Annotated in this window: 20 protein-coding genes; 12 read left to right on the top strand and 8 right to left on the bottom strand. The window is 72.5% G+C overall.

All coding sequences use genetic code 11. The features are described 5' to 3' along the window. Nucleotides 1–71: 71 nt before the first annotated feature. The 4 genes from BLQ63_RS00740 to BLQ63_RS00725 form a co-directional block, all read right to left on the bottom strand. Nucleotides 72–4,823: an ATP-dependent helicase gene (locus BLQ63_RS00740; RefSeq protein ID WP_177154728.1), complete on the bottom strand. Its 4,752-nt coding sequence runs from the start codon at nt 4,821–4,823 to the stop codon at nt 72–74. Between the two features lie 58 nt (nt 4,824–4,881). After that, nucleotides 4,882–5,628 (bottom strand): GntR family transcriptional regulator, encoded by a 747-nt coding sequence (locus tag BLQ63_RS00735; protein WP_218124965.1) that lies wholly within the window; start codon nt 5,626–5,628, stop codon nt 4,882–4,884. 69 nt (nt 5,629–5,697) lie between these two features. Next, on the bottom strand, nt 5,698–6,951 hold the full coding sequence (locus BLQ63_RS00730) for an FAD-binding protein (protein WP_091027241.1): 1,254 nt from the start codon (nt 6,949–6,951) through the stop codon (nt 5,698–5,700). 3 nt (nt 6,952–6,954) lie between these two features. Next, complete coding sequence (locus BLQ63_RS00725) at nt 6,955–7,668, bottom strand: GntR family transcriptional regulator (RefSeq protein WP_091027240.1); 714 nt, start codon at nt 7,666–7,668, stop codon at nt 6,955–6,957. 174 nt (nt 7,669–7,842) lie between these two features. Here BLQ63_RS00725 and BLQ63_RS00720 point away from each other — a divergent pair, with 174 nt between their 5' ends. The 6 genes from BLQ63_RS00720 to BLQ63_RS00695 are packed head-to-tail and all read left to right on the top strand — an operon-like array spanning nt 7,843 to nt 14,787. Then, a complete protein-coding gene (locus BLQ63_RS00720; RefSeq protein WP_091027239.1) occupies nt 7,843–9,120 on the top strand; it encodes an extracellular solute-binding protein in 1,278 nt (425 codons plus the stop codon). Beyond that, the gene (locus BLQ63_RS00715) at nt 9,117–10,034 is read left to right on the top strand and encodes a carbohydrate ABC transporter permease (RefSeq protein WP_143014717.1); all 918 of its coding nucleotides are present in this window, start codon (nt 9,117–9,119) and stop codon (nt 10,032–10,034) included. Before BLQ63_RS00720 ends, BLQ63_RS00715 begins: the two co-directional genes overlap by 4 nt. Then, entirely contained in the window at nt 10,031–10,924 is an 894-nt protein-coding gene (locus BLQ63_RS00710; RefSeq protein ID WP_091027237.1) for a carbohydrate ABC transporter permease, read from the top strand. The genes BLQ63_RS00715 and BLQ63_RS00710 overlap by 4 nt, the downstream gene beginning before the upstream one ends. A 2-nt stretch (nt 10,925–10,926) precedes the next feature. Next, entirely contained in the window at nt 10,927–12,651 is a 1,725-nt protein-coding gene (locus BLQ63_RS00705) for a GH39 family glycosyl hydrolase (protein ID WP_091027236.1), read from the top strand. Next, nucleotides 12,648–14,081: an aldehyde dehydrogenase family protein gene (locus tag BLQ63_RS00700; RefSeq protein WP_091027235.1), complete on the top strand. Its 1,434-nt coding sequence runs from the start codon at nt 12,648–12,650 to the stop codon at nt 14,079–14,081. Before BLQ63_RS00705 ends, BLQ63_RS00700 begins: the two co-directional genes overlap by 4 nt. Nucleotides 14,082–14,097: 16 nt before the next feature. Then, on the top strand, nt 14,098–14,787 hold the full coding sequence (locus BLQ63_RS00695) for a molybdate ABC transporter substrate-binding protein (protein ID WP_091027234.1): 690 nt from the start codon (nt 14,098–14,100) through the stop codon (nt 14,785–14,787). Nucleotides 14,788–14,833: 46 nt separating this feature from the next. Here BLQ63_RS00695 and BLQ63_RS00690 read toward each other — a convergent pair whose 3' ends face one another. Then, on the bottom strand, nt 14,834–15,697 hold the full coding sequence (locus tag BLQ63_RS00690) for a hypothetical protein (RefSeq protein ID WP_091027233.1): 864 nt from the start codon (nt 15,695–15,697) through the stop codon (nt 14,834–14,836). A gap of 96 nt (nt 15,698–15,793) precedes the next feature. On the opposite strand from BLQ63_RS00690, the gene BLQ63_RS00685 reads away from it, so the two are divergent. From BLQ63_RS00685 to BLQ63_RS00670, 4 genes are all read left to right on the top strand, one after another. Continuing rightward, complete coding sequence (locus BLQ63_RS00685; RefSeq protein ID WP_091027232.1) at nt 15,794–16,432, top strand: TetR/AcrR family transcriptional regulator; 639 nt, start codon at nt 15,794–15,796, stop codon at nt 16,430–16,432. Next, nucleotides 16,429–17,463, top strand: a complete 1,035-nt coding sequence (locus tag BLQ63_RS00680; RefSeq protein WP_091027231.1) for an NADP-dependent oxidoreductase — start codon at nt 16,429–16,431, stop codon at nt 17,461–17,463. Before BLQ63_RS00685 ends, BLQ63_RS00680 begins: the two co-directional genes overlap by 4 nt. 49 nt (nt 17,464–17,512) lie before the next feature. Next, nucleotides 17,513–17,824 carry a hypothetical protein gene (locus tag BLQ63_RS00675; RefSeq protein ID WP_091027230.1) on the top strand — a complete coding sequence of 104 codons (312 nt, stop codon included), beginning with the start codon at nt 17,513–17,515 and terminating at the stop codon, nt 17,822–17,824. Nucleotides 17,825–17,910: 86 nt separating this feature from the next. Next, nucleotides 17,911–18,861 carry an NAD(P)-dependent alcohol dehydrogenase gene (locus BLQ63_RS00670; RefSeq protein WP_091027229.1) on the top strand — a complete coding sequence of 317 codons (951 nt, stop codon included), beginning with the start codon at nt 17,911–17,913 and terminating at the stop codon, nt 18,859–18,861. 67 nt (nt 18,862–18,928) lie between these two features. Here the strand turns inward: BLQ63_RS00670 and xynC are convergent, their stop codons facing one another. Together xynC and BLQ63_RS00660 are read right to left on the bottom strand one after the other, a co-directional pair. After that, a complete protein-coding gene (gene xynC / locus BLQ63_RS00665) occupies nt 18,929–20,197 on the bottom strand; it encodes a glucuronoarabinoxylan endo-1,4-beta-xylanase XynC (RefSeq protein WP_091027228.1) in 1,269 nt (422 codons plus the stop codon). Between the two features lie 192 nt (nt 20,198–20,389). Next, nucleotides 20,390–21,670 carry a LacI family DNA-binding transcriptional regulator gene (locus tag BLQ63_RS00660; RefSeq protein WP_218124963.1) on the bottom strand — a complete coding sequence of 427 codons (1,281 nt, stop codon included), beginning with the start codon at nt 21,668–21,670 and terminating at the stop codon, nt 20,390–20,392. A gap of 192 nt (nt 21,671–21,862) precedes the next feature. Between BLQ63_RS00660 and BLQ63_RS00655 the strand changes: the two genes are divergently transcribed. Further along, nucleotides 21,863–23,131 carry a M20 metallopeptidase family protein gene (locus BLQ63_RS00655; protein ID WP_091027227.1) on the top strand — a complete coding sequence of 423 codons (1,269 nt, stop codon included), beginning with the start codon at nt 21,863–21,865 and terminating at the stop codon, nt 23,129–23,131. A gap of 211 nt (nt 23,132–23,342) precedes the next feature. Next, nucleotides 23,343–24,587 (top strand): alpha-hydroxy acid oxidase, encoded by a 1,245-nt coding sequence (locus BLQ63_RS00650; protein ID WP_091027226.1) that lies wholly within the window; start codon nt 23,343–23,345, stop codon nt 24,585–24,587. On the opposite strand, the gene BLQ63_RS00645 is transcribed toward BLQ63_RS00650, so the two are convergent. Beyond that, nucleotides 24,544–25,845, bottom strand: coding sequence for an MFS transporter (locus tag BLQ63_RS00645; protein WP_091027225.1), 1,302 nt, complete (start codon nt 25,843–25,845; stop codon nt 24,544–24,546). The two genes, BLQ63_RS00650 and BLQ63_RS00645, sit on opposite strands and share 44 nt — an antisense overlap. Nucleotides 25,846–25,851: the final 6 nt, after the last annotated feature.

Genomic DNA, 25,851 nt, shown 5'->3' with positions numbered 1-25,851 from the left:
CTTCCGGTCGCCGGTCACGGTACACCTCGGCACCGACATGCGGCCGGGCCTCGCGTTTCGGCTCGGGGCCTTCAGGGTCGGAGGCGGAAGCCCTGGGGGGTGACGCGGAAGCCGGACCGTTCCAGGAGCGGAGCGAGCGGTGAGGACTGCGCGGCGTGCTCGTTGACGCGTTCGATGTGGAGGGTCCCGGCGGCGCCCGCGCGGGTCGCGTCGGCGAGGGCCGCGGTGGCGGCGGACAGGCGGCGGTCGCCGGTCCACGCCGCGGCCGGGTCGGCGGGCCAGGCGAGGAGGGTCTTGCCGCCGCGTTCGAGGTAGAGGGCGAGGTCGCCGTTCACGAGGACGACGAGGGCGCCGGCCTTGCGGCCGGGGCCGTGGCCGGAGCCGCCCGGGGGTTCGGGCCAGGGCAGTGCGGCGCCGTAGGCGTTGGCGGGGTCGGCGGCGGCCAGGACCGCGACGGACGGTTCGGCGGCGGCCGATTCGCGACGGGTCGCCGTGGCGCGCAGGCGGTCGACGGCGCCGTCCACGGCGAACTGGGCCGCGCCGAGGCCTTCGACGACGTAGCCGCGGCGGGCCTTGCCGGTCTCCTCGAAGGCCGACAGGACCCGGTAGACCTTGGCGAAGCCCCCTTCGACGCCTTCGGCGGCGACCGCGCCGCGGGTGACGACGCCGTGCCGGTCGAGCAGGGCGTGCGCGAGGGCGTGGGCGCGGACGGTGGGGTCGGGTTCGGGCCGGGGCAGGAGGGACCAGCGTCCGGCCACGGTGGGCGCGCCGGTGAATCCGCCGTCCTCGGTGCGCAGGTCGCGCCAGCCGGGAGGGCTGAAGCGGGCGCGGGGGGCGGCGCGCCTGGCGCGGTGGGCGGTCGCACCGGCGGTGCGGCCGGAACCGAGGCGGGCCCGCAGCGGCGCGAGGGTGTCGTTGGTGACGCGGCCGGACCAGGCCAGGTCCCACAGCAGGTCGGCGAGCGGGCCGTCGGTCACTTCGGTGAAGACGGCGGCGCGGACGCGTTCGGCGAGTTGGCGGAAGAACAGGCCGTAGCCGCCGGCGAGGGCGTCGAGGAGGGCGCGGTGCTCGTCGGTGAGTTCGAGCGGGCCGGGCTCGGGCAGCAGGAGCGGGGCGGTCTCGGCGGGGTGGAGGGCGATCCAGCCGTCCTTGCCCGCGAGCGCGCCCGCCCCGGACCAGAGGACTTCGCCGGAGGCGGTGAGCTCGTCGAGCATCGCCGGGGTGTAGTCGGCGACGCGGGACGGGAGGATCAGCTTCTCCAGGGCGGAGGCGGGGACGGCGGCGCCTTGGAGCTGTTCGATCGCGCGGGCGAGGCCGTCGAGGCCGCGCAGTTCGCCGCGCGCGGCACTACGGGCCGCTGCGGCGGGTGCGGACTCGCCGCCGGGTTCGGCGCGGTCGCCTGTCGGCGTCCAGGTGCCGAGGTGCTGCCAGTGGGGCAGGAACTCGGCGAGCGAGGCCGCCGGGACGGGTTCGAGTTCCTTGCGGAGCAAGGCGAGTGAGCGCCGGCGCAGGCGGCGCAGGACCTGGGCGTCGCACCATTCGAGATGCTCGCCGCCGGGCCGGAACTCGCCTTCGACGAGGCGCCCGTCGGCGGCGAGGCGGCGCAGGGCGGCTTCGGCGACGGCGGTGCCGAGGCCGAAGCGGGCGGCGGCGTCGGCGGTGGTGAAGGGCCCGCGGGTGCGGGCGTGGCGGGCGAGGAGGTCGCCGAGGGGATCGGGGACCGGTTCGGTGAAGGCGTCCGGCACGCCGGCGGGCAGCGGCGTGCCGAGGGCGTCCCGCAGTCGCCCGGCGTCCTCGATCGCGGCCCAGCGGTCGCGTCCGGCGATCGGGACGCGGACGGCGCGTCCGGCCTTCGACAGCGCTGCGGCCCATCCGGGTGCGGCGCCGCGTTCGGCGAGTTCGGCGTCGGTGAGCGGGCCGAGGACGCGCAGGAGGTCGGCGACGCTCTCGGCGTCGCGGGCCGCGCGGTCCTCGGTGAGCCACTGGAGTTCGCGTTCGACCTCGGCCAGCGCGTCGGGGTCGAGCAGTTCGCGCAGGTCGACGTCGCCGAGGAGGTCGGCGAGGAGGCGGGAGTCGAGGGAGAGGGCGGCGGCGCGGCGCTCGGCGACCGGGGAGTCGCCCGCGTACATGAACTGGGCGACGTAGCCGAACAGGAGGGTGCGGGCGAAGGGCGAGGCCTCGGTGGTGGTGACCTCGACGAGTCGGACCTCGCGGGAGTCGATGTCGCCCATGAGTTCGGTGAGGCCGGGGACGTCGTAGACGTCCTGGAGCACTTCGCGGACGGCTTCGAGGATGATCGGGAACGAGGGGAACCGGCCGGCGACCTCCAGGAGCTGGGAGGAGCGCAGGCGCTGCTGCCACAGGGGCTGGCGCTTGCCGGGCTGGCGGTGCGGCAGGAGCAGGGCGCGGGAGGCCGCTTCGCGGAAGCGCGAGGCGAACAGGGAGGAGCCGGTGACCGCCTCGGTGACGCGGTCGGCGATCTCGCCCTTGTCGAAGGCGAGGTCGTCGGCGTGGAGCGGGACCCGGCCGAAGCCCGGTTGCGTGTCCTCGACGGATTCGAAGGCGCCGGTGTCCGGTGCGGCGCTGTCAGGGAGGCGGACGACGATGCCGTCGTCGTGGTGCATCAGCTGCGGGTCGACGCCGTAGCGTTCGCGCAGGCGCGTGCCGAGGGCGAGGGCCCAGGGGGCGTTGACCTGGGAGCCGAACGGGGAGTGGACGACGATGCGCCAGTCGCCGAGTTCGTCGGGGAAGCGCTCGATGACGATGGTGCGGTCGTCGGGGACCTGCCCGGTGGCCTCGCGCTGCTCCTTGAGGTAGGCGATGGCGTTGGCGGCGGCGTTGGCGTCGAGGCCCGCGGCGGCGAGGCGGGTGTGGGCGGCGTCGTCGTCGAGGGCGCCGAGTTCGCGGACGAACGCGCCGATCGCGCGGCCGAGTTCGAGGGGCCGGCCGAGGCCGTCGCCCTTCCAGAACGGGAGGCGGCCGGGGGTGCCGGGGGCGGGGGTGACGGTGACGCGGTCGCGGGAGATCTCCTCGATGCGCCAGGAGGAGGTGCCGAGGGTGAACACGTCGCCGACGCGGGACTCGTAGACCATCTCCTCGTCGAGTTCGCCGACGCGGCCGCCGCCGCGCTTGGGGTCGGTGCCGGCCAGGAACACGCCGAACAGGCCGCGGTCGGGGATGGTGCCGCCGGAGGTGACGGCGAGGCGCTGGGCTCCGGGGCGGGCGCTGAGGGTGCCGGCGGTGCGGTCCCAGACCAGTCGCGGCCGCAGTTCGGCGAAGGCGTCGGAGGGGTAGCGTCCGGCGAGCATGTCCAGGGTGGCCCGGTACGCGGAGTCCGGGAGCGTCGCGAAGGGGGCGGCGCGGCGGACGAGGGCGAGGAGGTCGTCCGCGTTCCAGTCGTCCATCGCGGTCATGGCGACGATCTGCTGGGCGAGGACGTCGAGGGGGTTGGCGGGGACGGTGAGCGATTCGATCCGCCCGGTGCGCATCCGCTCGGCGACGACGGCCGACTGGATGAGGTCGCCGCGGACCTTCGGGAAGAACACGCCGCGGGAGACGGCCCCGACCTGGTGGCCGGCGCGGCCGACGCGCTGGAGCCCGGAGGCGACCGAGGGCGGGGCCTCGACCTGGACGACGAGGTCGACCGCGCCCATGTCGATGCCCAGTTCGAGGCTGGAGGTGGCGACGACGGCGGGCAGGCGCCCGGCCTTGAGGTCGCCTTCGACTTCGGCGCGCTGCTCTTTGGAGATCGAGCCGTGGTGGGTGCGGGCGAGGATCGGGGGCGGGCCGGGGGCGGCCGAACTGCCGCCCATGGCGGCGGCGGGGCCGTGGTCTTCGGCGAGCCTGGCGCCGGTGCGGCGTTCGTATTCGATCTCGTTGAGCCGGTTGGAGAGGCGTTCGGCGACGCGGCGGGCGTTGGTGAAGACGATGGTCGACCGGTGCCGTTCGATGAGGTCGACGATGCGCTCTTCGACGTGCGGCCAGATGGAGGTGGCGGCGCGGGCGTCGGTGGCGGACGGGGAGGCGACGGCGGGGGCTTCGCCGAGGGCGCCCATGTCCTCGACGGGGACGACGACCGACAGGTCCCAGCGCTTCTCCGAGGGCGGTTGGACGATCGCGGTGTCGCGCTGCGGGGAGAGGAACCGGGCGACCTCGTCCACGGGTCTGACGGTGGCGGACAGGCCGATGCGGCGGGCGGGCCGCGGCAGCAGCTCGTCGAGCCGTTCCAGGGAGAGCGCGAGGTGCGCGCCGCGCTTGGTGCCCGCGACGGCGTGGACCTCGTCGAGGATGACGGTCTCGATGCCGGCGAGGGCGTCGCGGGCACGGGAGGTGAGCATGAGGAACAGCGATTCGGGCGTGGTGATGAGGATGTCGGGCGGCCGGAGGGCGATGGAGCGGCGCTCGGATTGGGGCGTGTCGCCGGAGCGGACCGCGACGGTGATGTCGGGTTCGGGGTCGCCCAGGCGCCGGGCTTCGGCGCGGATGCCCTTGAGCGGGGCGCGGAGGTTGCGCTGCACGTCGACGCCGAGGGCCTTGAGGGGCGAGAGGTAGAGGACGCGGCAGCGGAGCTTGGGGTCGTCGGGCGGCGGGGTCGAGGCGAGGGCGTCGAGGGCGGACATGAACGCGGCGAGGGTCTTGCCCGAGCCGGTCGGGGCCACGACGAGGACGTTCCGGTCCTCGCCGATGGCCTGCCAGGCGCCCTGCTGGGCGGTGGTGGGGGCGCCGAAGGCGGCGGCGAACCAGGAGGCGGCGGCCGGGGAGAAGCGGGCGAGGGCCGGGTGCGGTGCGGCGTCGTCCGCGTCGGCGGATGCGCGACGGTCCATGCCGTCCATGGTGCCCCACGGGTGTGACAGGGTCACGGCTTTGGCCCGTGCGGGTGGCTCAGAGGCCGGTCTTGCCTTCGGGGCCGGGGCCCGAGAGGGGGCCCGGCACGCGGGCGGCGTCGGTGCCGCGCATCTGGCGGATCCTGCGGAGGGTCCATCCGATGTGCTTCTCGATCGCGGCGGCCGCGGCGGCGGGGTCGCCCTTGGCGAGGACGTCGCGCAGTTCGGCGTGCTCGCTCCAGGCCGAGGACCGGAAGTCCTCGCGGTCGGTGCGGGCGTTGAGGAACATCGAGACCTGGCTGCGCAGCAGCGCCCAGGTGCGCCGCAGCCGCGCATGGTCGGCGGCCTCGTAGACGAGGTCGTGGAATTCGAGGTCGAGGGAGACGTGGTCGAGCGCGACGTGGTCGCCGTTCTCGTTCGGGCCCGTCAGGGCCTTCATGCGGGCGATGACGTCGTCCATCGCGGCGAGCGTCTCGTCGGTGATGCGCGCGGCGCACCGCTCCATGGCGAGGCGCTCGATGGCCAGGCGCAGCGAGTAGACCTCTTCGATGTCGTCGTAGGTGAGGGTGATGACGCGCGCGCCGCGGTGGCGCTGGAGTTCGATCAGCCCGTCGCGCTCGAGGATCGAGATGGCCTCGCGCACCGGGCCGCGGCTCACCTGCATCGAGTCGGCGAGCTCGGTCTCCTTGAGCCGCTCCCCCGGGGCGAGGACGCCCCGGGTGATCATCTCCCGCAGCCGGTCGGCGACCAGCGTGGACATGGCCGGCGGCATCGCCGGCCCGCTCAGGAAGTCTGACGTCGCCACGCTCACCTCTTTCGCATCGTCTCGGATCAGGTCCGGGAATCCAGTGTATTCGGCGCGGCCGCAGGCATATCAGGCACCGAGGACGCGGTCGAGGAAGGCGTTGCGGAACTTGCCCTTCGGGTCGGCGTACTCGGCGAGTTCGCGGAACGCGCGCCCGCGCGGGAAGCGGGGCAGGCGGTCTGCGAACGCGGGGCCGACGAGCTTGCCCCAGTGGGGTCGGGCGTCGGCGTCGGCGAGCACCCGCTCGACGGCGGCCAGCGCGCCCTCGACGGCGGTCGTGTCGGGCTTCCACGTGAAGTGGACGCCGACCGTGTCGCGGCGGTAGGCGCCGCTGAGCCACAGGTCGTCCGCGGCCATGGTCCTGATCTCGGAGACGAGGAGGGCCGGGTCGATCCGGTCGGCCTCGCGGCGCAGGGCTTCGAGCACGCGGGGCGCGAGCGACCGGTCGATGAAGTACTCGCTCTGGAGTTCGTCTCCGGCGTTGCTGGGTGCGGCGTCGTGGCGGAAGTGCGGCAGGCGTTCGAGCCACGGCCCGGGGACGCCGGCCTGGAGGGTCACGGTGTCGTCGGAGGCGGCGGCGACGGGCGAGACGGCGCGGGCGAGGGACCGCCGGGCGCGCACGCCGGCGGGCAGCGCGGGCTCGCCTGAGTCCACGGTGGACTTCCAGAGGACCTGGTCGATCGCGGCAGACGCCCAGCCCTGGATGAACAGGCTGGTGCTGTAGGTGCCGGAGGTGATCGCGTCGAAGTCGGCGAGCACGGGTTCCCAGTCGGCGTCGAGGAAGAGGTCCTGGCGCAGGTCGAAGGTCTCGCGGACGTCGAGTTCGAGGCGGGTGGCGATGCCGAGGGCCCCCAGTGCGACGACGGAGCCGTTGAACGCGTCCTCGCCGCGGCGGACCGTCGCGAGTTCGCCGTCGGCGCGGACGTATTCGACGGCCGAGACCTGGGCCGAGAGGATCGGGTTGCGGTCGCCGGAGCCGTGGGTGCCGGTCGCGACCGCGCCCGCGACCGAGATGTGCGGCAGCGAGCCCAGGTTCGACAGCGCGAGGCCCTGGGCCTGGAGGGCGGCGGCGACGCGGGCGAAGGGCACGCCGGCGGGGACGGTCGCGGTGCGGCGGTCCGGGTGGACGTCCACTTCGGAGGGGAGGTCGGCGACGGTGACCATGACGCCGGTGGTGTCGGCGATGTCGTTGAAGGAGTGCGTCGTGCCGAAGGCGCGGACGCGGTCGTTCGCGGCCACGGTCTCCTGGAGTTCGGCGACGGAGGCGGGGCGCGCGATGCGGGTCGCGGAGAAGTCCACGTTTCCCGCCCAGTTGGTCGTCATGGTTCAGGTGGTCCTCTCTGGGGTCCGGGCCTCGGGTTCGGCGCCGGTCTCGTTGACGTGGGAGGGGGCGAGGCGGTGCAGCGCCCAGCCGATGTGGCGCTCGACGGCGGCCACGGCCGCTTCGGGGCCGCCGGCGACGAGGACGTCGCGCAGCGCCCGGTGCTTCTCCCAGCTGGTGCGCCGGAAGTAGTCCTTGTCGGTGCGCGCGTTGAGGAACACCGAGACCTGGCTGCGGATGGGGGCCCAGGTGCGGTCGAGGCGCCGGTGGTCGGCGGCCTCGTAGACGAGGTCGTGGAACTCCAGGTCCAGCGCCACCACGTCGGCGACGGCGGCCCCGGGCGGGAGGTCCTTCATGCGGGCGAGCACGTCGTCCATGGCGCCGCGGATCTCGGCGGTCATCCGCTCGGCGGCCCGCGCCATGGCGAGGCGCTCGATCGCGAGGCGCAGCGAGTAGACCTCGTCGATGTCGCGCGCGGACATCTCGATGACGCGGGCGCCGCGGTAGCGCTGCGTCTCGATGAGGCCCTCGGCGGCCAGGAGCGCGATCGCCTCGCGGACGGGTCCGCGGCTGACCTGCATCGCGGCGGCGAGTTCGGCCTCCTTGACGCGTTCGCCGGGGGCGAGGCCGCCGTGCACGATCAGGTCCCGCACGCGGTCGGCGACGAGCGCGGCCAGGGCGGGGAGGTTCGCGCCGACGGCGAACGGGGTGGTGTCCACGAGGCCTCCTGGGAATGTCGTCGCAACTGAGGATAGCAGGCAATTGCAGATTATTTATTGTTGACAATGTGCAATCACTGGGATAGCGTCGCAGCGTCGGCGTGAGAACGCCGACCCGAACCCCCCATGACCACCGCCCCGACTCCGGTCGGGTCGCGCAAGGAGGCGCGCTGAATGGTCCAGATCACTCGAAGACGACTCCTCGAAGCCGGAACGGCCCTCTCGGCGGGCGCACTCCTCACCGGGTGCGGCTCCCCGTTCGACGACACCACCGCGGCCGGCGGCAACGTGCTCGAGTTCGTCACCTTCTACACGGGGCCCGACGGCGTCGTGATGCAGCAGATCGTCGACCGCTACAACGAGCAGTCGACGGGAGCGCAGGTCCGCATGTCGGCGCCGGCCTACGGCGGCGACTACCTCACCAAGCTCGTCACCTCGACCATCGCCGGGAACCCGCCGGCGATCATGGCCCTGCACAACAACGAGGTCCCGCCCCTGCGGCGGTTCCTCCACGAGATCGACCTCGCTTCCATGAGCTTCGCCGAGTCCGACTTCGGCGAAGGCACCCAGGACCTGGCCGTCGTCGAGGGCAGGCGCCTGGGCGTCACCATGAGCACCGGGCCGCAGGCCATGGTCTACAACCGGCGGCTCTTCGAGGCCGCCGGGCTCGATCCGGACGCGCCGCCCCAGGACGCCGCGAGCTTCGTCGAGGCCGGCAAGGCCCTGCGGGACATCGACGTGTGGGGGTTCATCCGCGAACCCGCCACATGGATGCCGTGGCTGACCATGAACTGGCAGAACGGCGGCGAACTCGTCGACGGCGACCGGGCCCTGTTCGGCTCCGACGCCGCCATCGAGGCGATCGACATGGAGCGGCGCTGGGTCCACGAGGACGGCATCTCCCCCAGCCAGCTGCTCGACGGCGTCCAGATGGGACAGCAGTTCCAGGACGAGCAGGTCGGCATGATCTTCATCGGCCCCTGGGGCCTCGCCGACATGGTGAAGGCCAACGAAGAGGGCGGCAAGGACTTCGGGGTCGCCCCCGTCCCGACGTTCTTCGACGCGGCCCCGGCCGTCGCGGCCACCTCGCACATCTACTGCATCCCCAAGCAGCGCAGCAATGACGATTGGGTGCACGCCGAGGCGGCCAAGTTCATCGAATGGGTCGTCCGCGAAGGCAGCGTCACCTGGGCGGGCTCGCAGGCGCCGTCGTTCAACGGCGTCGACGCCGAGGTGGCCGCGAGCGACGATCCCGTGATCGCCGCGATGACCACGTTCGTCCAGGAGCAGCCCCGCGCGCGGTTCGTCCCCTACGCCCCGCGCTGGAACCAGGCCTTCACGTACCTCATCAACGCGACGCAGTCCATCGTGTACCGCAACGAGGACCCCGTGGCGCTCATGACCGACGCCGCCGAGCAGGCGACCGCCGCGATCGAGGGGGCGGGCCGATGAGCACCGACGTGATCGAACGCGAGGCGCGGACCGACCGGCCGAGGCGCCGCAAGCGGCTCACCCGCGTGGGCTTCCTCTTCGCCGCACCGTTCCTGCTGCTCATGCTGTTCCTGTGGGGCGTCCCGATCGTCTCGGGCTTCTGGACCAGCCTCACCGACACCAACATGGCCGAGGGCACCGGCGGATTCGTCGGCCTCGACAACTACGCCCACCTCGCCACCGACCCCGACTTCCGTGCGGCCCTGGGGAACACGGCGCTGTTCGTGGTCCTCAACGTGCCCATCCTCGTCGCGGTCGGCCTGCTGCTCGCGATGCTGCTCAACCAGCCGCTGGGCGGGCGCGGAGCGATCCGCGCGGCGTTCATCTCGCCCTACCTGCTCACGGGCGCGGCCGTCGCCATCATCTGGCAGACCGCGCTCAACCCGCTGGGCGGCAACCTGAACCAGGTCCTGTCGGCGGTCGGACTGCCCGAGCAGGCGTGGCTGTCGACGCCGGGCCAGGCCATGGGCGGCGTCGTGCTCATCACCCTGTGGTGGCGCGTCGGCTTCCCGCTCCTGGTGCTGCTCGCCGCGCTCCAGGACATCCCGGCCCAGCTCTACGAGGCCGCGAAGATCGACGGCGCGAACGTCTGGCAGCGCTTCCGATACGTCACGCTCCCGGCCATCGCGCCGGTGCTCATGCTCGTGGTGCTCCTGCGGCTCATCGACTCGTTCAAGGTCTTCGAGCAGGTGTACCTGGTGACCCAGGGCGGGCCCGCGGGCTCCACCCGCGTGGTCCTCCAGATGCTCTACGAGTCGGGCTTCCGCGACTTCCAGACCGGCTACGCGTCCGCGATCGGCTGGACCCTGGCCTTCATCATCCTCGTCGTCACCGTCCTCCAGCTCGCCCTGACCCGAAGGAGGGAGTCGCGATGAGCACTGCGACCCTTACCGCCACAACGGAGACCACTCCGCGGCGAAAGCGGGCCCACAGGCCCGAGGCCCGGCGCGCCAAGCGCCTCGCCACCGCGATCGCGACCGTCTTCGCCCTCGGGTGGACGCTCCCGCTCCTGTGGACGCTCATCGGCTCCTTCAACGCCGAGCGCGCGACCGAAGGGGCCGGGTTCATCCCGTCGATGCTCACCTCGGCCAACTGGTCGAAGCTCGTCCAGCCGGACGGGCGCGCCGTCAACGTCTTCGTCGCGTTCTTCAACAGCACCGTCGTCGCCGTGTGCGCCACGCTGCTCGCGCTCGTGGTCTGCTCGATGATGGCGTACGCGCTGGCGAAGCTCCCGTTCCGCGGCAGCGCGGTCGTCCTGAGCGTCATCGTCCTGGCGATGCTCATCCCCACCGAGGTCATCCTGGTGCCGCTGTTCCAGCAGTTCGCGGCGCTGGGGCTCCTGAACACGTACGGGGCGCTCATCATCCCGCACGTCGTGTCGCTGTTCGGGGTGGTCCTGTTGCGGCAGTTCATCGCGAACCTGCCCGTGGAGCTCACCGAGGCCGCCAAGATCGACGGCGCGAACGCCTGGCAGAACTACCGGTACATCGTGCTGCCGCTCATCAGGCCCGGCCTGGCGACCCTCGGCATCCTCGTGTTCCTCGCGGCGTGGAACGACTTCCTGTGGCCGCTCATCGCCACGAGCACGCCGTCGATGCAGACCCTCCCGCTCGCGCTGATCACCTTCCGATCGGCGTACGGCGACTCGGAGTACGGCGTGGTCATGGCCTCGACCATCCTCGCCATCGCTCCCCCGCTCCTCGTTTTCCTCTTCGCCCAGCGGTTCATCGTCGCTGGCATCAGCAACACCGGTTTGAAAGGCTGACCATGGCTACCAGCAAGCGATCCACCGAACACGCCGGACACAACGACGCGCACCCGAGGGCGGCCCTGTCCGACCCGGACGCGCCGCACGTGGGCGCCGCCGAGGTGCGCATCGACGCCTCGACGCCGCTCGGGGACCTGACGCCCATCTGGGCGAGCATGGGCTACGACGAGATCAACTACACCTACCGCCCCGACGGCAAGCGGCTGCTCAGGGAGATCGGCGAGTTCTCGCCGCGGTCCTTCCACGTGCGGCCCCACTACATGTTCTGCTCCGGCAGCGGCTGGGGGCAGCCGCACTGGGGCAACGGGAACGTCTACCACGAGGACGCCGACGGCAACCCGTTCTACGACTTCACGCTCCTGGACGAGACCTACGACGCGATCGTCGGCGCCGGCCACCACGTGCTCGTCGAACTCGGGTTCACGCCCAAGGACCTCGTGCCGGAGACGGCCTACGACGTGTTCACCACGATCCCCAGCCCGACCGTGTACAGCGCCTACGAGAACGGCCTGTGGTCGTTCCCGCCCAAGGACTACGGCAAGTGGGCCGGGCTGTGCGCCGCGACCGCCGAGCACGTGCTCGAACGCTACGGGGCCGACGAGGTCGCGACCTGGGTGTGGGAGCTGTGGAACGAGCCCGACATCTTCTACTGGCGCGGCACCCCCCAGCAGTACTACGACCTCTACACCGTCACCGTCGAGGCGATCCGCGGCGTGCTCCCCGAGGCCCGGATCGGCGGCCCGTCCGTCACCGGCGGCGACAAGGGCGTCGAGTTCCTGCGCGGCTTCCTCGCCCACTGCGCGAAGACCGCGACACCGCTGGACTACGTCTCGTTCCACACCAAGGGATCGGCGTTCACGCCGTGGCGCACCTACGGGCCCGTCGGCGCCCCGGCGCCCGTCAAGGAGTCGCCCTCCTCGGTGAAGATGCTCTTCGAGGTCGACCGGCTGCTCGCCGTCATGGGCGAGTTCCCCGAGTACGCGGCGCTCCCCGCGATCGTGGACGAGTGCGACGCGGGCGTGCCCGCCCACCACAGCGCCTACGACAACCCGAACTTCCAGTTTCAGAACAACGAGTACTACCCGGTGTTCCAGGCGAAGCTCATGAAGAAGCTCCTCGACCTCAGCGCGAGTCACTCCGGCAACATCGAGCAGGCGACCACCTGGTCGTTCTACTTCGAGGGCGAACGCTACTTCGAGGGCACGCGCTCGTGGATCACCCAGGGCGGCATCGAGAAGCCGTTCATGAACGCCTACCGGCTCTTCGCGAAGCTCGGCGAGCGGCGCCTCGGCGCCGAGTCCGACGCGGCCTGGCCGATCGACGACCTGTCCGGGCGCGAGCACGGGATGCCCGAGGAGATCGACGCGCTCGCGTCCATCGGCGCCGACGGCACCGTGACCGCCCTGGTCTGGCGCCACAGCGACGACCAGTACGCCGAGGACGGCGCGGCGACCGCGACGCTCGGGTTCACCGGCCTCGCGGCGTCCTCGTACGCCGTGACCGAGTACCGCATCGACGCCGAGCACTCCAATTCGCACACCGTCTGGCGGGAGCTCGGGTCGCCGCAGGAGCCGGACGCCGAGGCGCTCGAGCGCATCCACGCCCGGCAGGGCCTGGAGACCGTCGGCGGGCAGCGTCTCCTCGACGCGACCGAGGGGAGCCTGCGATACGAGACGAGCCTGCCGCTGCCGTCGGTGTCGCTCGTCGTCCTGGAGCCCCGATGACCGAGGCGGACAAGCAGTCGCTGCTGTTCATCGACGGACGGTGGCGCCCGGCGGCGGACGGCGCGGCGGACCCGATCCGCGACCCCGCCACCGGCGAGGTGATCGGCACGGTGGCGCGCGCGGGCGAGTCCGATGTGGAGGAGGCCCTCGCCGCCGTCGACCGGGGCTTCGCGGCCTGGCGGCAGTTCGCGCCGGAGCAGCGCGCCGGCGTGCTCGACGCCGCGGCGTCGATCCTGCGGTCGCGCGCCGAGGACATCGCCCGGACCATCACCGCCGAACAGGGCAAGCCCCTGGCCGAGGCGAGGTCCGAAGTGGAGCAGTCGGCGGGCTACTTCGACTGGTACGCCGAGGAGGCCGTGCGCGACCTCGGCCGGACCTGGACGGAGGGCGACCGCGAGTTCACCGTCGAGCGCCGCCCGGTCGGGCCGGTGGCCGCGTTCTCGGCGTGGAACTTCCCCGCCTCGCTCCCGGCCCGCAAGATCGCCCCGGCGATCGCGGCCGGATGCAGCATCCTGGTGAAACCGGCGGAGGAGGCGCCCGGCGCCGCGGCCGCACTGGTCGACGCGCTGCTGGACGCGGGGCTGCCGGGGACGGCGATCGCGCTCGTCACCGGCGACGCGCCCCAGATCGCCCGGCAGGTCATCGGCTCGCCCGTGATCAGGAAGATCACGCTGACCGGATCGATCCCGGTCGGCCGGGAACTGGTGCGGCTCTCCGCCGAGCACCTGCAGCCGCTGAGCCTCGAACTCGGCGGCCACGCGCCGGTGATCGTGCTGCCGGGCGCGGACGTCGAAGCCGCCGCGAACGCCTTGGCCGGTGCGAAGTTCCGCAACGCGGGGCAGGTGTGCATCTCCCCCACCAGGTTCTTCGTCCCGCACGAGGACGCGGACTCGTTCGCGGCCCACTTCGCCGCGGCGGCAGGGCGGCTCAAGGTGGGCCCGGGCGACCGGGACGGGACCGACGTCGGGCCGCTGGCGAACGAACGCCGGCTCGCCGCGGTCGAGTCCCTCATGGAGGATCTGCGGGAGACCGGCGCGCGCGTGCTCACCGGCGGGCGCCGCGTCGCGTCGCTGCCGGGATGGTTCTACGAGCCGACCGTGGTGGTCGACGTCCACGAGGACGCGCGGATCCTCACCGAGGAGCCGTTCGGCCCCATCGCGCCGGTGCTGCCGTACCGGTCGCTCGACGAGGCGGTGCGCCGCGCGAACGCCGTGGAGCAGGGACTGGCCGCGTACGTCTTCGGGCCGGAGGCGCAGGCGCGGCAGGTGGCCGCGCGACTGGACGCCGGCATGATCGGCGTCAACGGCACCGCGCTCGCGGTGGCGCAGGCGCCGTTCGGCGGCGTCAAGTCCTCCGGCTACGGCCGCGAGGGCGGCACCGAGGGCATCGGCGAGTACACCGTCGCCGTGTACACGCAGGTGGCCGGATGATCCGGGAAGGAGCCGCATGACGATTCGACTCTTCAGCACCCTGGCGGTCCGGCTCGCGCTGGACGAGGGCGTGACCGACGGCTTCGTCCGGGCGACCGGGCACGGGGTCGAGACGGTGTACGACCCCACCAACGTGCTGCTGCGACGCATTGCGGGAGGCGACCTCCCCGACGTGATGATCGGCGTGCGGTCGCAGCTCGACGGCCTGGCCGAGGACGGCCTCCTGGACGGGTCGACGCTCACCGAAATCGCCCGGGTGGGCGTGGGGATCGCCGCGGCTCCGGATACCGGGGCACTTCCGAACATATCCACTGTGGATGATCTCAAGGAGACGCTGCTCGGCGCGCGCTCGGTCGCCTACTCGCGCACCGGGGCGAGCGGCGTGTACTTCGCGTCGCTGCTGGAGCGGCTCGGGATCGACGAGGCGGTGAACGCCCGGGCCACGGTCGTCGAGAAGGGCTTCACCGCCGAGGCCGTGCTCGACGGGCGGGCGGATCTGGCGGTCCAGCAGCTGAGCGAGCTGCGGTTCGTGCCGCGGGCGCGGCTCGTCGGGCCGCTTCCGGAAGGGGCGCAGCACTATACGGTCTTCGCCGCGGCCGTCGGCGCCGAGGCGGAGGACCGCGATGCGGCGCGAGGGCTCGTGGCGCACCTGGCCGCCGAGGACGCCGTCGGACGCTACCGGGCGGCGGGCCTCGAAGCGGCCTGAACGGAACGGCGGGCGCCGGGCCTTCGGGCCCGGCGCTTCGCCGCGGTCAGCCGCCGCCGCCCGAGGGCTGCGTGTACTGGTCGGTGTCGGGATCGAACGCCGCCGGGCGGTCCAGGTCGGGTTCGACCAGTGCGGCGCCGTCGCCGACCATGACGCGGACGGGGAAGCCGGGCAGCGGCACGCGATCGGAGACGGTGGCCATCGCGGCCCGGATGGTCCGGGTCTCGGCGTCGAGGGCGTACCGGATCGTCGCGTCGAACTGCGGGCGCCCCGAGATCCACTGGTTCTTGAACTCGAGCGAGTCGACCTCCCCCGCGAAGCGCGTGCCGGTCTCGCGAAGCCCGATGATCCGGCGCTGCCGGCGCCGGGCCCGGAAGAAGGCGAACGGCAGCCACACCAGGCCGGTGGCGAGGATCGCGCACGCCACCGCGGTGACGATCAGGACGATCGTGTCGTCGGGCCCTGCCGCGGACGGCGTCGACGCCCGGTAGACGGCGATCATCCGCAGGTGGACGAGCCCTGCCGCGAGGAAGCCCGCGGCGGCGATCGCGACCGAGCATCCGAAGCCGAACGTCTGCTGCCCGAAGCGCCGCACCAGGGTGCCGTAGAACGACGGTGCGGCGGACACGAGGCCGATGATCCCCACGACCGAGAGCGCGATCCACCACCAGGAGTGCGCCGCCTCGTCGACCCAGGGGACCACGTTGCCGCTGCCCATGGTCCGCGGAATGACCGCGAACGCCAGGCCCGCCCACGTGGCGCAGGTCAGCGCCGCGCCGGCGGCGAGCTTCGGGGTGAGCGTCCCGAGCGGCGCGCCCGGTGCGATCGTCGTGATCTTCGACCCCTGGTCGGTCGTGGAGAACACCGGACCCGAGGTCCACCATTCGTCGTGCGGCTGCTGTTCACCCATGGGCGCCAAGGTAGGGCAGGGGTGCAAAAGTGCGCGCGTCCGGAGGCGCGGCCATTCGTGATACGGTTCTGCATCTGAATGCAGAACTGTATCTGAATGGAGGCGTGCGTGGTGAGACGGCTGACGCGCGAGGAGAGTCGCGCGCAGACCAGGGAGCGCCTGCTCGCCGCCGCGGAGGAGCTCTTCGTGGAGCGCGGGGTCAACGGCGCTTCCGTGGAGCAGATCGCCGAGCGGGCGGGCTTCAGCCGCGGTGCGTTCTACGGCAACTTCGACGGCAGGCACGACCTGGTGCTGGCCCTCCTGGAGCGCCGCACCGAGCGCGAACTAGAGGAGGTCGCCGCGCTGGGCGAGGGCGCCGCGTCGTTCGCCGAGGTGCTGGAGCGGTTGCGCGCGTTCAACCGCCGCCGCGCCGAGCACCTCGAGCACTGGTACGCGATGCGCACCGAGCTGCTGCTCTACGCCCTGCGCAACCCGGAGGTGCGGCCGCAACTGGCGCGGCGGGAGTACTTGGCGCGCAAGGCGTTGGCGGAGGGCATCGCCGCGGCGCTGTCGCGGCACGGCGCCGCTCCCGCGGCCGACCCCGCCTTCCTCGGGCTCATCGTCCACGCCCTCGAGGACGGCCTGCTCATCCAGCGGCTCATCGCCCCCGACGGCGTCGGCGACGAAGTCGTGGTCGACGCGTTCGCGCTGCTCCTGGACACCTGGACTTCCCGTACTGGAATGGAGACGTCATGACGACCCCGGTCAACCGGCAGTGGGTCCTGGCCTCCCGACCGGAGGGCCTGGTCGACGAGGCGAACTTCGCACTGCGCACCGGCCCCGTTCCCGAACCGGGAGAAGGAGAGGCGCTGGTCCGGGTGGTGTGGCTCAACGTCGAGCCGACGCAGCGCGGCTGGCTCAACGAGGGCGCCAACTACATCGACCCCGTGCCCCTCGGCGAGGTCATGCGCTCGAGCGGCGTCGGCCGGGTCGTCGCCTCCCGCAATCCGCGTCTCGCCGTGGGCGACTGGGTCGCGGGCATGGTCGGCTGGCAGGACTACGCCATCGCCGCCGACGACGGCCTCTTCGGACTCAACCGCGTCCCCGACGGCATCGATCCCAAGGCGATGCTCGGCGTCTTCGGATCCACGGGACTGACCGCCTACTTCGGCATGGTCGACGTCGGACGGGCGGGCGAGGGCGACACGGTGTTCGTCACCGGCGCGGCCGGGGCGACCGGCTCCATCGCGGGCCAGATCGCACGCCTGCAGGGCTGCAAGGTGATCGGTTCGGCCGGCGGGCCGGAGAAGTGCGCATGGGTCGTCGAGACCGCCGGATTCGACGCCTGCGTCGACTACCGTGCGGACGACGTCGAGGCGCGCCTGCGCGACCTCGCACCCGAAGGGCTCGACGTGGTCTTCGACGGCGTCGGCGGCGCCGTCCTCGATGCGGCGCTGGCGAACCTGGCCCTGCGGGCGCGCGTCGTCGTGGTCGGCGGCATATCCTCGGGTTACGGCGCGGGCGAGCCCCCGCCGGGACCGCGGAACTACCTGCAGCTCGGTATCAAGCGCGCCCGCATGGAGGGCTTCATCTTCCTCGACTACCTCGAACGCTTCCCCGAGGCATTCGGCCGGCTCGGCGAATGGGTCGGCGGCGGCCGGCTCGTCTACGCCGAGGACGTCCGCCAAGGCCTCGAACGGGCCCCGGCGGTATTGCGCGGCCTCTTCGAGGGCCGCAACCTCGGCAAGCAGCTGCTCCGCATCGCCGACCCGGACGGGACCGGCTGAGGACCAGCCCGAGCCCGTGCGACTCGATGGCAACGGAAGGACGGCGGCGATGATCCTGCGAACCTGGACGGCCCGCGCCACACCCGAGGGCGTCGACGCCTACCGGAACTACTTCGAGGTCGTCCTGCTCCCGGAGCTGCGGCGCCGGCCCGGCTTCCGGGGCGCCTACCTCGTGGCGGAGGGCGACGAGCCGGTCCGCACGTTGAGCACGCTGACGTTCTGGGAGTCGATGGCCTCGATCCGGGGCTTCGCCGGAGAGGACGTCGACGCCTCGGTGGTCGAACCCGAGGCGCAGGCGGTGCTCGTCGCATTCGACCGCACCGTCACGCACCGCGAGGTCCTGACCGAAGCCGGTCCCTGACCGCGAACCGGTCCGCGGCGGACCCCGTTCCCCATTATTTCGGTCTAATCTGGAGTTTCCCGGCTGCTTCGAGACTGGAGTCCCCCATGAGAGCCGTGATCCAAGACCGATACGGCACCGCCGAGGCCATCGGCGTGGACGACCTGCCCGAGCCGGTGCCCGCGGACGACGAGATCCTCATCGAGGTCAAGGCCGTGTCCCTCAACGGCTCCGACCGCGAGAACCTCGCCGGCAGCCCCTTCTACTCGCGCCTGGGCGGCCTGCGCCGGCCGCGCAATCCGGTGCCGGGCTCCGACGTCGCCGGGATCGTCGTCTCGGCGGGGCGCTCGGTCACCGAGTACGCCAAGGGCGACGAGGTCTACGGCGAGCTGGCCGGGTACCGCGGCGGGCTCGCCGAATACGTCGCGACCTCGCCGCGGCTCCTGGCCCGCAAGCCGACTGGTATGTCCTTCATGGACGCCGCGGCGATCCCGCAGGCGGGATGCATCGCCTACCGGGCCACTCGCGGGATCGGTCCGGGCGACCGGGTGCTGGTGAACGGCGCGGGCGGTGCGGGCGGCTCCCTCGTCATCGGCCTCGCCAAGCACTACGGCGCCACGGTGACCGGCGTGGACCGCGCGGCCAAGGCGGACCACATGCGGCACATCGGCGCCGACGACACGATCGACTTCGAGACCGAGGACTGGGCCGACCACCGCGACCGCTACGACCGGATCGTGGACCTCATGGGGCACCGCTCGCCGTACCGCGTGCACCGGGCGCTGCGCCCCGGCGGGCAGTACCTCATGGTCGGCGGGCGGACCCGCATCCTCCTGGCGCTGGCCGCCGCGGGGTGGTCGGCCGGGCGCGGCAAGACCGTCAAGGTCCTGGTCGTGCCGCAGTCGCGCGCCGATCTGGAGGCGGTCACCGCCCTGGTGACCGAGGGCGTCGTCACGCTCGCCCTCGACCGGACCTACTCCCTGGAGCACGCCCCGGCGGCCTTCGCGCGGCTCGCCGCCGAAGACCACCAGGGCAAGATCGTCGTCCGGGTGCCGTGACCAGCCGGGTTCGTTCCGGCGGTGGAGCAGCGGCTCGCCCGCCCGGCGGCGACGGGTACGGCCCTTCCTAGTTGGTCACGAACGTGGTGATGCTCCTCGCCGGGAGCTGCGCGGTGTACGCGCCGCCCGAGAGGCCGATGTTCGACTGCTGCGCGAGGGTCCGGCTCGCGTCCGTCAGCCACCAGGACACGCTGGGAGCCGCGCTGCCGGTGATCGCGAAGCGCTGGCTCACCGAGGAAGTGCCCTTGTTGACGGCCACGACGACGACCTTGGAACCGGACTTGAACCCCGTGATGTAGAGGTTGGACTGCGGGTTCGCGGTCGCGGTGATCCGCTGGTAGCCGGGGCGCACGAACTTGGAGAAGTGCGCCATGTTCGCGCCGCGCTTGCTGATCTGGCCGTCCTCGCGCATCGGGCCGTAGCCGCGGCGGATGTACCACCAGATGTACGCCTGGAACCGGCCGTACACCAGGGCGCGGTGGAGGTGCTCGCCGACGTCGAGCGCGTTCGGCCACAGGTCGGCCGAGTCGGAGCTGTTGGGGTGGTAGACCTCCGTCATCCACAGCTCCTTGCCGCCGCCCTTCTGCTGGAACAGCGGGTAGGGGAAGTCCGCGTTCTGGGTCCCGTAGAGGTGGGCGCCGAGGATGTCCATGTTGGCCAGCGCCTGCGGGTCGTTGAGGATCGGGTCGGAGAGCGCCTTGCGGTACTGGAAGGACTCGGGCGCGATGATCTTCGTGCCGATCGCGCCGGAGTTCTCCTTGAGGAAGCGGACGATCTCGGCCGCGGTCCACGCCGTCCACTCGTGGGCGTAGTCGGGTTCGTTCTGCACCGAGATCGCGTAGAGGTTGACGCCGTTGTTGCGCATGAAGGTGTTGAAGTCGTTGAGGTGGGTCGCGTAGGCGCCGTACTGGTCGTAGCGGAGGCGCTTGCCGCCCGAGAAGGACTCGGTCATGGAGGTCGGCGGGTTCCACGGGGAGGCGATGACCTTGGCGCCGAGGGCGACCGCGCGCTGGGCGGTGGCGACCTCGCGGCTCCAGTTGGCGCGGTCCTCGTGGACGGGGATGCGCAGGATGGTGAAGCCCAGCTGGCCGGCGCCGTTGCCGAAGGCCGTGTCCCTCTGGGCGGCGGTGAGGTCCGAGATCCAGACCGTGTGGTTCATGCCGCCGAAGCCCTGGATGGTCTGCTGCACCACGTTGGGTTCGACGGTGACGGTGGTCTGGGCGGCGGCCGGGCTCGCGACGGCGAGGACCGGGAGGGCCCCGCCGAGTGCCAGGAGCGACCGCCGGCTCACGTGCGCCGGCCGCTGGTCTCGGGGTTCGTTGCGTTGCGGTGTCATGGTCCGTCCTCGGTTTGCAGCCGTTGGAGGTGCGGGAGCACGGTGCGGACCGCGGCGGCGGGTGGGGGCGCGTCGGGACTCCCTGGCAGGGCCGCCCGGTGCTGGGGCGGGCGGCACTCCATTGCATCGACATAGATCGATGCAAGCAGTGTCGCAGAAACGATCGGTGAAGGCAAGGACCGTTTCGTGGAGTCAGTGTCGCGTCGGCGGGGCGGTGCTGTCGCGGACCACGAGGGTCGTCATCAGCTCGATGCGGGACTGGGCGACGGTCTCGCCTTCGGCGAGGGCCAGGACGAGGTTCGCGGCGGTCGCCCCGAGGTCCCTGAACGGCTGCCGGACGCTGGTGAGGGCCGGGCCCGTCCACCGCGCGTGCGAGATGTCGTCGAAGCCGACCACCGAGAGGTCGTCGGGGATGCGCACGCCCGCGCGCCGGGCCGCCTCGAAGACGCCGAAGGCCTGGAGGTCGTTGCCGCACAGCACGGCGGTGGGCGGGTCGGACATGCGCAGGAGCGCGGTCCCGTGCTCGAGTCCGTCCTCGAAGGCGAAGCCGCGTCCCTTGCGGACCAGCGCCTTGTCGAGCGGTACTCCGGCCGAGGCCGCGGCGGCGCGGGCGCCGTCGAGGCGCTGGGCGGCGCTGAGCCGTTCCAGGGGTCCGGTGACGACCGCGATCCGCCGGTGGCCGAGGTCGAGCAGGTGCCGTGCGGCGGCGATGCCGCCGTGGCGGTTGGCGGAGGCGACCGAGGGGACCGGGAGCAGGGACTCGCCGACCGGGTCGAGGACGACCATCGGCATGCCGCTGGCGCTGAGCAGTCCGTGCTGCTCGGGGGTGAACCCCATGTGGGCGATGATGACGCCGGTGGGGCGCCCGGCCAGCAGGTGCTCGGCCCAGCCGAGGCCGGCGGACTCCTCCTGCTCGACGTCGGTGAAGCCGACCGAGAGCCCGTGCTCGACGGCGACGCCCTTGGCGCCCCGCATGATCTCGACCGCCGGGTACCCCTGCATGCCGTAGAAGACCAGTTCGACGCAGGCGGCGCGCGCGATCTTGTCGGGGCGCTGGTAGCCCTCCTCGTGGAGGAGGCGCTGCACGCGGCGCCGGGTCTCGGGGGCGACGCCGGCGCGGCCGTTGAGCACTTTGGACACGGTGGGGGCCGAGACGCCGGCGAGGCGGGCGATGGCGGCCATCGTCAGCCGGCCCGGGGCGGCGGCCGGCGCGGCGCCCGCCGCTGCGGAGCCGGCGGTCGGGCGACGGTCGGCCTTCTCGGTCCTGCGGTGCGCTTCGGCGCGGGCGAGGAGCCGGTCGCGCACGCCCTCGGCCTCGCGTGCGGCCTCGGGCCCGGCGGGGACGGTCTCGACGAGGTATCGGCGTTTCCTGGTCGCGGGATCGATTCCGAGGTAGACGCGCACCCGCAGCGACCCGCTCGGGAGCCGCTCGATCTCTCCGCGGGCCCGTCTCGGGCCGGTGCCGCTCGCCATGGAGCCACGATAGCAGCTCCGGATGCTCCAATCGAACGCAGTTCGGCTCCACGTTCGGCTCCACGAGCCGATCGCATGGGTGCCAGCGGTAGCGGTGATCGGGGGGACAGCATGACTGTTTTCGCACCGCGATCGTCCTATCGTCCGGAGCAACACCCTTTCGCGGCGCTGCCGCATGAACTCGGAGGACGCATGTCCGACAACAGGAACCAGACGCCCGAACTGTCCCGGCGCATCGCGCTCGGCGCGGCGGCGGCCGCCGCCGCGGTCGTCGCGTCGCCCGCGCACGCCGCCGCGGCCTCGGGAGGCGGGCCGGACCAGGACGCGATCGACGCCGCCGTGGCGCGCATCGAGGCCGACCTCTTCGCCTTCCGCGCCGACCTCCACGCCCATCCCGAAGACTCCGGCGAGGAGGGACGCACCGCCCGCAAGGTGGCCGAACAGCTCAGGGCCGCGGGCCTGACCGTCACCACCGGCGTCGGCGGCCACGGCGTCGTGGGCGTCCTCAAAGGAGCGAAGCGGGGCCGCACCGTCGCCTACCGGGCCGACATGGACGCCGTCCCCACCGACGCGGGTCCGTCGCACCTGTGCGGGCACGACATCCACACCGCGGTCGGCGTCGGCATCGCCGTGGTCCTCGCCCGGTTGCGCCGCAACCTGAGCGGCACCGTGGTCTTCTTCTTCCAGCCCGCCGAGGAGTCCCTCGAAGGGGCGCAGGCGATGCTCGACGACGGCGTCCTGGACTGGACCGACCCCGTCGAGATCCACGCCCTGCACTGCGGGGCGCTCCCGGTCGGCGAGTTCGGCGTCAACCCGGGCATCGGCATGCCCGGGCTGGACCGCGGGACGACCACGCTGTCGGGCCCGGACGCGGCCGAGCGGGCCGCGGCCTTCGCGGAGGCCGTCCACGGACTCGCCACCGTGTCCTATCCCCAGTCCCCCGCCGAATTCGAGGTCCTGGTCCAGGCCCTGGAGACCCCCGACGGGCTGCTGGCCGAGTTCGTCTTCTCCTGGGCCGACGTCGGCGAGCCCGACGCCGGCGGCGACGTCACGGTGGACTTCGGCTACCGGTGCTGGCCCGAGGAGCGGTACCTCGAGGTGCGCGAGGAGATCGACCGGATCGGCGGCGGGCACGGCGCCGACGTGTCCTTCCCCGAGGACCCGTTCCCCGCGCTGGTCTGCCCGGTGCGCGAGGGCCACGAGCTGAAGCGCCACCTGCGCCGCGACCTGGGCGAGGCGGCGGTGCACGTGCTGCACGCGGTGGTGCCGTTCAACGGCGAGGACTACTCGCTGTTCGTCGACCGGCTCCCGGGCACCTACACCTACCTCGGCGTCGGCAGGCCGGGCGCGGGCATCCTCACCTACGCGCCGCACTCGCCGCTCTTCGACCCCGACGAGCGGTCCATCGGCCACGGCGTCCGCGCCATGGCCGGCTGGCTCGCGGCGAGGACCTGCGGCTAGCGGCATCGAGAGTGAGGCGCGGGCGGGAGCCGCCGCGGCGGCTCCCGCCCGCGCCGCGCCACCGGGTTGACTACGGCGGGACGCTGACTTAGGGTTCTACTCGTCCGCCGGATTGAAACGTTTTAATCGATCGCGCGGGGTGTACCCTCCGCATCGCCCCGACGCCGTCCCCATAAGGTGCACTCAACCGACCCGTTCGATAGGCCCTCATATGACCAAGCGACAGCTCCCCCGCCCCAAGGACATCCTGCCCCTGGTGCGGTTCAAGAAGCCCGACTTCAACGGCAGGCGCCGGCGCCTGCGCGCCGCGCTGACGATCGGCGACCTGCGGCTCATCGCCAAGCGCCGCACGCCCCGGGCCGCGTTCGACTACACCGAGGGCGCCGCCGAGGGCGAGCTGTCCCTCGCGCGGGCCCGCCAGGCCTTCCAGGACGTCGAATTCCACCCCGCGATCCTCCGCGACGTCTCGACCGTGGACACCGGCTGGGACGTCCTGGGGCGGCGCGTCGAGCTGCCGTTCGGCATCGCGCCCACCGGGTTCACGCGCATGATGCACACCGAAGGCGAGACCGCCGGAGCCGGGGCCGCCGCGGCCGCGGGCATCCCGTTCGCCCTCTCGACCATGGGCACCACCCCGATCGAAGAGGTCGCCCAGGTCGGCGGACCCGAAGGGCGCCACTGGTTCCAGCTGTACATGTGGAAGGACCGCGACCGGTCCATGGCCCTGGTCGAACGGGCCGCCGCGGCCGGGTTCGACACGCTCCTGGTCACCGTGGACGTGCCGGTCGCCGGAGCCCGGCTGCGCGACAAGCGCAACGGCTTCGCGATCCCGCCGGAGCTGACGGCCAAGACGTTCTTCGACATGGCGAGGCACCCCAACTGGTGGTTCGACATGCTCACGACCGAACCGCTCGCGTTCGCCTCGCTGAGCCGCTGGTCCGGCACGGTGGCCGAACTGCTCGACGTCATGTTCGACCCCACCGTGGACTACGAGGACCTGGCCTGGATCAAGGAGCAGTGGCCCGGGAAGCTCGTCGTCAAGGGCGTCCAGACCGTCGCCGACGCCAAGCGCCTGGCGGACATGGGCGTCGACGGGATCACGCTCTCGAACCACGGCGGGCGCCAGCTCGACCGCGCGCCCATCCCGTTCCACCTCCTCCCCCAGGTGGTGAAGGAGGTCGGCAAGGACACCGAGGTGCACCTCGACACCGGGATCATGTCCGGCGCCGACATCGTCGCCGCCGTCGCGCTCGGCGCGCGGTTCACCATGATCGGCAGGGCGTACCTGTACGGGCTCATGGCCGGAGGCCGCGACGGCGTCGACCGCACCGTCGCGATCCTCCGGGAGGAGGTCGTCAGGACCATGAAGCTGCTCGGCGTCGCGAGCCTCGACGAACTCGAGCCGGGCCACGTCACCCAGCTGCAGCGACTGGTGCCGCGCGGCGACCGACCATGAGGGACATCACCGCGGCGAGCGCGCACAGCGCTCCCGCGGTGAACCACGCCGGGTCGTAGTTCCCCGTCGCGTCCCTGACGAAGCCGGCGCCCCAGGCGATGAGCGCCGCCCCGACCTGGTGCGAGGCCAGGACCCAGCCGAAGACGACCGCGCCGTCCTCGCCGAAGTGCTCGCGGCACAGCGCGATCGTCGGCGGCACGGTCGCCACCCAGTCGAGCCCGTAGAACACGATGAAGAACAGCATCGGGGGCTTGACGTCCCCGGCGAACAGCGACGGCAGGGCCAGCAGCGAGAGCCCGCGCAGCGCGTAGTAGACCGCCAGGAGGACCCGCGGGTCGAACCGGTCGGTGAGCCAGCCCGAGAAGATCGTCCCGACCAGGTCCACGAACCCGATGACGGCCAGGAGCGACGCGGCCGCCGTCAACGGCATCCCGTGGTCGTGGGCGGCCGGCACGAAGTGCGCGCCGACCAGGCCGTTCGTGGAGGCGCCGCAGATCGCGAACGTCCCGGCGAGGAGCCAGAACACGCGGGTCCCGCTCGCCTCCCACAGGACGCGGAGGGTGCGGCGCGCGGCGCCCGACTGCGGCGGCGCCGGCGTCACGTAGTCGGGTCCGGCGCCGAACGGGCGCAGGCCCGCGTCCTCGGGCCGGTCGCGGACCACCAGCAGCACCAGAGGGACCATCGCGAGCGCGCTGAGCGAGACCAGGATCGCGGCGGCGCGCCAGCCGGGCCCTTCGACCAGGAGGCCCACGAGCGGGAGGAAGACCAGCTGGCCGGCGGCCGAGCCCGCCGTGAGGATGCCGCTGACGAGCCCGCGGCGCGCGATGAACCACCGGTTGGTGATCGTGGCGACGAACGCCATGGCCATCGAACCGGTGCCGATGCCGACGATGAAGCCCCAGCACAGGACCAGCTGCCAGGAGGCGGTCATGAAGATGGTGACGCCGCTGCCGACGGCGATGAGGGTGAGGGCGCAGGCGACGACGCGGCGGATGCCGTAGCGCTCCTGGAGTGCGGAGGCGAAGGGCGAGAAGAGGCCGTAGAGCAGGATGTTCACGGCGATCGCCATGGAGATCGTGCCGTGCGACCAGCCGAACTCCCGGTGGAGGGGGTCGATGAAGACGCTCGGGGTGGCGCGGAAGGCGGCGGCGCCGACGAGCGCGACGAAGCTGACGGCGGCGACCCACCAGGCGAGGTGGATGCGGCCCGCGGGCCGATGCCGCTGCTGCTGGGGGGCGTCTGGGGTGGCGATGGACATGAGGTC

Source organism: Glycomyces harbinensis, assembly GCF_900101745.1.
Classification (GTDB): domain Bacteria; phylum Actinomycetota; class Actinomycetes; order Mycobacteriales; family Micromonosporaceae; genus Glycomyces; species Glycomyces harbinensis.
Note: the sequence above shows the minus strand (reverse complement) of the source record. Positions and strands in the feature narration are given on the sequence as shown.

Coding starts and splice junctions, on each gene's coding strand:
- BLQ63_RS00740 (WP_177154728.1), bottom strand. CDS start 4,823: ATGGACCGTCGCGCATCCGCCGACGCGGACGACGCCGCACCGCACCCG.
- BLQ63_RS00730 (WP_091027241.1), bottom strand. CDS start 6,951: ATGACGACCAACTGGGCGGGAAACGTGGACTTCTCCGCGACCCGCATC.
- BLQ63_RS00720 (WP_091027239.1), top strand. CDS start 7,843: ATGGTCCAGATCACTCGAAGACGACTCCTCGAAGCCGGAACGGCCCTC.
- BLQ63_RS00715 (WP_143014717.1), top strand. CDS start 9,117: ATGAGCACCGACGTGATCGAACGCGAGGCGCGGACCGACCGGCCGAGG.
- BLQ63_RS00710 (WP_091027237.1), top strand. CDS start 10,031: ATGAGCACTGCGACCCTTACCGCCACAACGGAGACCACTCCGCGGCGA.
- BLQ63_RS00705 (WP_091027236.1), top strand. CDS start 10,927: ATGGCTACCAGCAAGCGATCCACCGAACACGCCGGACACAACGACGCG.
- BLQ63_RS00700 (WP_091027235.1), top strand. CDS start 12,648: ATGACCGAGGCGGACAAGCAGTCGCTGCTGTTCATCGACGGACGGTGG.
- BLQ63_RS00695 (WP_091027234.1), top strand. CDS start 14,098: ATGACGATTCGACTCTTCAGCACCCTGGCGGTCCGGCTCGCGCTGGAC.
- BLQ63_RS00690 (WP_091027233.1), bottom strand. CDS start 15,697: ATGGGTGAACAGCAGCCGCACGACGAATGGTGGACCTCGGGTCCGGTG.
- BLQ63_RS00685 (WP_091027232.1), top strand. CDS start 15,794: ATGGAGGCGTGCGTGGTGAGACGGCTGACGCGCGAGGAGAGTCGCGCG.
- BLQ63_RS00680 (WP_091027231.1), top strand. CDS start 16,429: ATGACGACCCCGGTCAACCGGCAGTGGGTCCTGGCCTCCCGACCGGAG.
- BLQ63_RS00675 (WP_091027230.1), top strand. CDS start 17,513: ATGATCCTGCGAACCTGGACGGCCCGCGCCACACCCGAGGGCGTCGAC.
- BLQ63_RS00670 (WP_091027229.1), top strand. CDS start 17,911: ATGAGAGCCGTGATCCAAGACCGATACGGCACCGCCGAGGCCATCGGC.
- xynC (WP_091027228.1), bottom strand. CDS start 20,197: ATGACACCGCAACGCAACGAACCCCGAGACCAGCGGCCGGCGCACGTG.
- BLQ63_RS00660 (WP_218124963.1), bottom strand. CDS start 21,670: ATGGCGAGCGGCACCGGCCCGAGACGGGCCCGCGGAGAGATCGAGCGG.
- BLQ63_RS00655 (WP_091027227.1), top strand. CDS start 21,863: ATGTCCGACAACAGGAACCAGACGCCCGAACTGTCCCGGCGCATCGCG.
- BLQ63_RS00650 (WP_091027226.1), top strand. CDS start 23,343: ATGACCAAGCGACAGCTCCCCCGCCCCAAGGACATCCTGCCCCTGGTG.
- BLQ63_RS00645 (WP_091027225.1), bottom strand. CDS start 25,845: ATGTCCATCGCCACCCCAGACGCCCCCCAGCAGCAGCGGCATCGGCCC.